The sequence below is a fragment of the Bradyrhizobium sp. genome, assembly GCF_049512235.1.
Taxonomy (GTDB): Bacteria; Pseudomonadota; Alphaproteobacteria; order Rhizobiales; family Xanthobacteraceae; genus Bradyrhizobium.
The window spans coordinates 1-5,083 of record NZ_JBEKXH010000468.1 but is presented as its reverse complement, the minus strand read 5'-3'; the positions used below and the strand labels follow the sequence as shown (position 1 = coordinate 5,083).

Genomic DNA, 5,083 nt, shown 5'->3' with positions numbered 1-5,083 from the left:
CGGATCAAGTCCGGGGCAGGCTCCCTCCCCGCCACGCGCGATGCGCGTGGGGGGCGTGGGGGGCGTGGGGGGAGGGGAGGAAGAGGACCGAGAGCTTGGAATCGATTGGTTCCATGGGAAAGGTCCACCAGACCTACTCCATCGCGCGCTTGGCGGCCTTGGCGAACTTCTTCAACACCCGGTCGCGCTTCAATTTCGACAGATAATCCACAAACAGCACGCCGTTGAGATGATCGATCTCGTGCTGGATGCAGGTGGCGAACAGACCCTCGGCGTCTTCCTCGCGCACCCTGCCGTCGAGATCGGTGAAGCGCAGCCGTACTTTCGCCGGCCGCTCCACCTCCTCGTAATATTCCGGGATCGACAGGCAGCCTTCCTCGTAAACCGACATCTCCTCCGAAGATGACAGGATCTCCGGATTGATGAAGACCCTCGGTTGCGGCTTGGTCTCGCCGTCCTCGCTTTTCTTGGCAAGATCCATCGTGATCAGCCGCAGCGGCTGGGCGACCTGGATCGCGGCGAGCCCGATCCCGGGCGCGTCGTACATGGTCTCGAACATGTCGTCGGCGAGATTGCGGATCTCCGCCGTGACCTTATCGATGGGCTTGGAGACCAGCCGCAACTGCTTGTCCGGCAGGATGATGATTTCTCTGATGGCCATGGCGGGCGATTTAAGCTGCTGATTTGCCGTGGTCAATGCGGTGGGCGGGCCTGTTTGCCCGGGCTTGACCATGAATCCCGGCGAAGCACCAACCACGAAAATTAATCAATAATTAACCATAAATGTTCTCTCTTCGTTCGCGTTCAAGGCCGAATCGGCTACAAGGGCGGCATGAACGAAATTCTTTTCATGATCGGCGAGCTGCCTATCCGCACCGGCCCGGCGGTGATCGGCTTTGGCGCGCTGGCGTTGATGCTGCTCCTGATCATTGCCGTCGTGATCGCGCGGTCCGGCCGCCACGGCGCCGAGCTGGCGATGGCGCAGGCGATCCGCGCCGACGAGCTTGAAGAACGCCTGAGTGAAATGCTGCGGGCGCAGGCCGAGGCCACCGGCCGCGCCGATGCGATGGGACAGGCGCTGGCTGGCCGTCAGGCCGAGATGGCGCGGGCTGTCAACGAGCGGCTTGACACGGTGACCCACCGCGTCGGCCAGTCGATGGAGCAGACCACGCGCAACACCATGGACTCGCTTCGCGCATTGCACGAGCGGCTCGGCATCATCGACAACGCGCACAAGAATCTCACCGACCTGACGTCGCAGGTGACGACGCTGCGCGACGTGCTCGCCAACAAGCAGTCGCGCGGCGCGTTCGGGCAGGCGCGGATGGAAGCCATCGTCCAGGACGGCATGCCGAAGGGCTCCTACGAGTTCCAGTACACGCTCTCGTCGGGCAAACGGCCGGATTGCGTGGTGTTCCTCCCCGACCAGCGGCCGCTCTGCATCGATGCCAAGTTTCCGCTGGAAGCGATGACCGCGCTGCATGACGCCCGCACCGAGGAGGAAAAGAAATTCGCCACGCAGCGGCTGCGCGCCGATGTCATGAAGCATGTCAGCGACATCGCCGAAAAATACCTGATTGCCGGCGAGACCCAGGATAGCGCGCTGATGTTTGTGCCTTCCGAATCGGTCTATGCCGAAATTCATGACGGGTTCGACGATGTGATCCAGAAGGCGTATCGCGCCCGGGTCGTGCTGGTCTCGCCCTCGCTGTTGATGCTGGCGATCCAGGTCATGCAGCAGATCCTGAAAGACGCGCGGATGCGCGACGCCGCCGACCAGATCCGCACCGAAGTGCTCAACCTCGGCGACGATCTCAACCGGCTGCGCGACCGCGTCACCAAGCTGCAGAAGCATTTCAGCGATGCCAACGAGGATATCAGGCAGATCCTGATTTCCGCCGACAAGATCGAAAAGCGCGCGGGAAGAATCGAGGAACTGGATTTCAGCAAGACCGACGCCCCCGCCGAGACCCCGCGCATCGCCAAGCCAGCCGCCCCGGAGCTATTCCCGCTGCCGCGCCAGCTGCAGGCGGGAGAGTAAGGCTCGCAACAAGGCAGCGATGGAGAGATGCCGCGCGGCATAACTTGCCGTCATCGCCCGGCTTGACCGGGCGACCCAGTATTCCAGAGGCCTATCGGCTAAAAGCGTTGATGTGCTTTCAGCCGCTGGCGATCTGAGGATAAAGATCAATCCAGTTTGGATTATCCTTTTCAATCGACGCAATCTTCCAGGCCCGTGGCCATTTCTTCAGCCGCTTCTCACGATGAAGCGCTTGTTCGATCCAGTCGAAACCCTCGAAGTAAACCATCCGGTCAACGCCATATTGTTTGGTGAAACTCCCGGCGGTCTTCGATTTGTGCTCGGCTACGCGGCGAGCGAGGTCGTTGGTCACGCCGATGTACAACGTGCCACCTATCCGGCTTGCGAGAATATAGACGTAGAAGCCGCGTGCCCCCATCGCCGCCTCTGGAATACTGGGTCGCCCGGTCGAGCCGGGCGATGACAATATCACTTGTTGCGCTCGAATCTGCTAGCACTGCGACATGACCAGCGCGCCCGATCTTCCCGAAACAACGATGGCGTCGAAGGCGGATCCCGCTCCCCATCCCTCCTGGCGCGGTAGCCTTGCTGTGTACCTGCAAGCCCGCGTCCTGATCGTCTTGCTGCTCGGCTTTTCCTCCGGCCTGCCGCTGGCGCTGTCGGGGTCGACGCTTCTGGTGTGGATGCGCGAATCCGGCGTCGATCTCGGCACCATCGGGCTGTTCGCGCTGGTCGGCACGCCCTACACGCTGAAGTTTCTGTGGGCACCGCTGGTCGACGCGCTGCACCTGCCGTTTTTCACGCGCCGGTTCGGCCGCCGGCGCGGCTGGCTGGTATTCTCGCAACTGCTGTTGATCGCCGCGATCCTGCTGCTGGCGCTGACCGATCCGGCGCGCTCACCGCCGTTTGTAGCGCTCGCCGCGCTGTTGGTGGCGGCGATGTCGTCGACCCAGGATATCGTGGTCGACGCCTTCAGGGTCGAAAGCCTGCCCGAAAGCGAGCAGGCCGCCGGCATGGCGTCCTATGTCGCGGCCTACCGCATCGGCATGCTGGTCTCGACCGCGGGCGCGCTGTTCCTGGTCAGCGCATTCGAAAGCACCGGCATCGCCCGCACTTCGGCATGGATGTGGGGCTACGTGGCGATGGCGGCGTTGGTGCTAATTGGCACCGTCACTGCGCTATCTGCCACCGAACCGGAGCCTTCGGTGCGCGCCGAGGCCGCGACGCGGACAGAGACCGCATTGGTACGTGTGATCCAGGCGGCGGCCGGCGCCTTTTCCGAATTCCTGGTCCGCCGGGATGCGCTCGCAGCACTCGCCTTCGTGGTGCTGTTCAAATTCACCGACGCGTTTTCCGGCACCATGACCGCGCCGTTCGTGATCGATCTCGGCTTTACCCGCAACGACTATGCCGCCATCGTCAAGGGCGTCGGCCTTGCCGCGACCCTGATCGGAGGGTTTGCCGGCGGGTTCGTGGCGCGGCGCTATTCGCTGGGCGTCAGCCTGTGGATCGGCGGCGTGCTGCAGGCGGTCGCCAATCTGTCATTCTCCTGGCTGGCGCTGGCCGGGGTCAACGAATGGGCGCTGGCGTTCGCCATCACGGCGGAAAATTTCACCAGCGCCATCGGCACCGTGATCTTCGTCGCCTATCTTTCGGCGCTGTGCCGCAACCCGCTGCACACCGCCACGCAATACGCGTTGCTCACGGCGCTGGCCGCGGTCGGCCGCACCTATCTATCCTCGGGCGCGGGCTACGTGGCGAAAGCGACGGGCTGGCCGCTGTTCTTCGCGATCTGCGTCGTGGTCGCGGTGCCGAGCCTGATCGTGCTGGCGTGGCTGCAGCGGCGCGGGCATTTTGAGGAGTTGGAGACGGAGAGAGTGTGAAGCAGCCCCCTTCAATGCTTCGTCATCACGCTCCATTTCGTGACCACGGCTTCGCTCATCTGCCCGGCATCCTCGGCGCAGCGGACTTCGTCGATCTTCAGCGAAACTTCCTTGCCGATAAAACCCTTCAACTGCGCCACCTGCGCATCACTGCTGGTGACGATCTGAAATGTCTCCGGTCCGGTTTCCAGACCGCAGAGACCGTTCGGCGGCGGCAGCCGGCGCGGTTCGCTGACGAGTTGGAAGGTGTTGATCCGCTTGCCGTTGGCGCGGCTGCGCATGGCGTTGAGCTGCCCGGTCAGAACATCGCCGTTCTGGATCGCCTGTTGCGCGCGCGCGCTGAACGCGCCCGCATCGAACAACACCAGAACCGCCGCAGCCAGCACGCATCGTTTACCGAACTCGCTTCTCATGTGTCCCCTGATTTCAGTTTCAAAATAGCGTGCGCTGCCGCATCGCCGCCGACAGCGTGCCTTCATCGAGATAATCGAGTTCGCCCCCGACCGGCACCCCGTGTGCCAGTCGCGTCACCTTGACTGCCGCCTCCTGCAACAGGTCGGTGATGTAGTGCGCGGTGGTCTGGCCATCGACGGTCGCATTCAGGGCCAGAATGACTTCGGTCACCAGCGGGCCATGCGCGCGTGTGACCAGCGCGTCGATGGTCAGATCCTGCGGGCCGACCCCATCGAGCGGCGACAGCGTCGCCCCCAGCACGTGATAGAGGCCGTTGGTGGCGTGCGCCCGCTCCAGCGCCCACAGGTCGGCGACATCGGCGACCACCACGATAATGGCACGGTCGCGCCTGGGATCGGTGCACACCGTACAGGGATTTTGGGTGTCGATATTGCCGCAGGTCTTGCAGACCTGGATCTTTTCGATCGCCACCTGCAGCGCGCCCGCCAGCGGCGTCATCAGCGCCTCACGCTTCTTGATCAGGTGCAGCGCCGCCCGCCGCGCCGAACGCGGGCCGAGGCCAGGTAGCCGCGCCAACAGCTGGATCAGGCGTTCGATCTCGGGACCGGCAACGGCAGTGGCCATATCAGGTGAGGCCCAGCCCCGGCGGCAGTCCGAGCCCGCCGGTCAGCGCCTGCATCTTTTCCTGCATCGCGACTTCGGCCTTGCGCCGGGCATCGTTGTGTGCGGTCACGAGCAGGTCCTG

The 5,083-nt window shown here is 63.6% G+C and carries 7 protein-coding genes; 2 read left to right on the top strand and 5 right to left on the bottom strand.

The window, feature by feature from the left end:
• Positions 1-133: 133 nt before the first annotated feature.
• Complete coding sequence (gene def, locus ABSG20_RS29610) at positions 134-661, bottom strand: peptide deformylase (RefSeq protein ID WP_423868009.1); 528 nt, start codon at positions 659-661, stop codon at positions 134-136.
• Between the two features lie 171 nt (positions 662-832).
• On the opposite strand from def, the gene ABSG20_RS29605 reads away from it, so the two are divergent.
• Positions 833-2,041, top strand: coding sequence for a DNA recombination protein RmuC (locus tag ABSG20_RS29605; protein ID WP_423868008.1), 1,209 nt, complete (start codon positions 833-835; stop codon positions 2,039-2,041).
• Positions 2,042-2,159: 118 nt separating this feature from the next.
• On the opposite strand, the gene ABSG20_RS29600 is transcribed toward ABSG20_RS29605, so the two are convergent.
• Positions 2,160-2,459: a GIY-YIG nuclease family protein gene (locus ABSG20_RS29600; protein WP_423868007.1), complete on the bottom strand. Its 300-nt coding sequence runs from the start codon at positions 2,457-2,459 to the stop codon at positions 2,160-2,162.
• A 118-nt stretch (positions 2,460-2,577) separates the two neighbouring features.
• Here ABSG20_RS29600 and ABSG20_RS29595 point away from each other — a divergent pair, with 118 nt between their 5' ends.
• Entirely contained in the window at positions 2,578-3,924 is a 1,347-nt protein-coding gene (locus ABSG20_RS29595; RefSeq protein ID WP_423868006.1) for an AmpG family muropeptide MFS transporter, read from the top strand.
• Positions 3,925-3,935: 11 nt separating this feature from the next.
• Here the strand turns inward: ABSG20_RS29595 and ABSG20_RS29590 are convergent, their stop codons facing one another.
• From ABSG20_RS29590 to ABSG20_RS29580, 3 genes are all read right to left on the bottom strand, one after another.
• Positions 3,936-4,337, bottom strand: coding sequence for a hypothetical protein (locus ABSG20_RS29590; RefSeq protein ID WP_423868005.1), 402 nt, complete (start codon positions 4,335-4,337; stop codon positions 3,936-3,938).
• A 19-nt stretch (positions 4,338-4,356) separates the two neighbouring features.
• Entirely contained in the window at positions 4,357-4,962 is a 606-nt protein-coding gene (gene recR, locus ABSG20_RS29585) for a recombination mediator RecR (protein WP_423868004.1), read from the bottom strand.
• A gap of 1 nt (position 4,963) precedes the next feature.
• Positions 4,964-5,083 (bottom strand): YbaB/EbfC family nucleoid-associated protein (locus ABSG20_RS29580; RefSeq protein WP_423868010.1); only part of this gene is annotated, 120 nt, incomplete at its 5' end.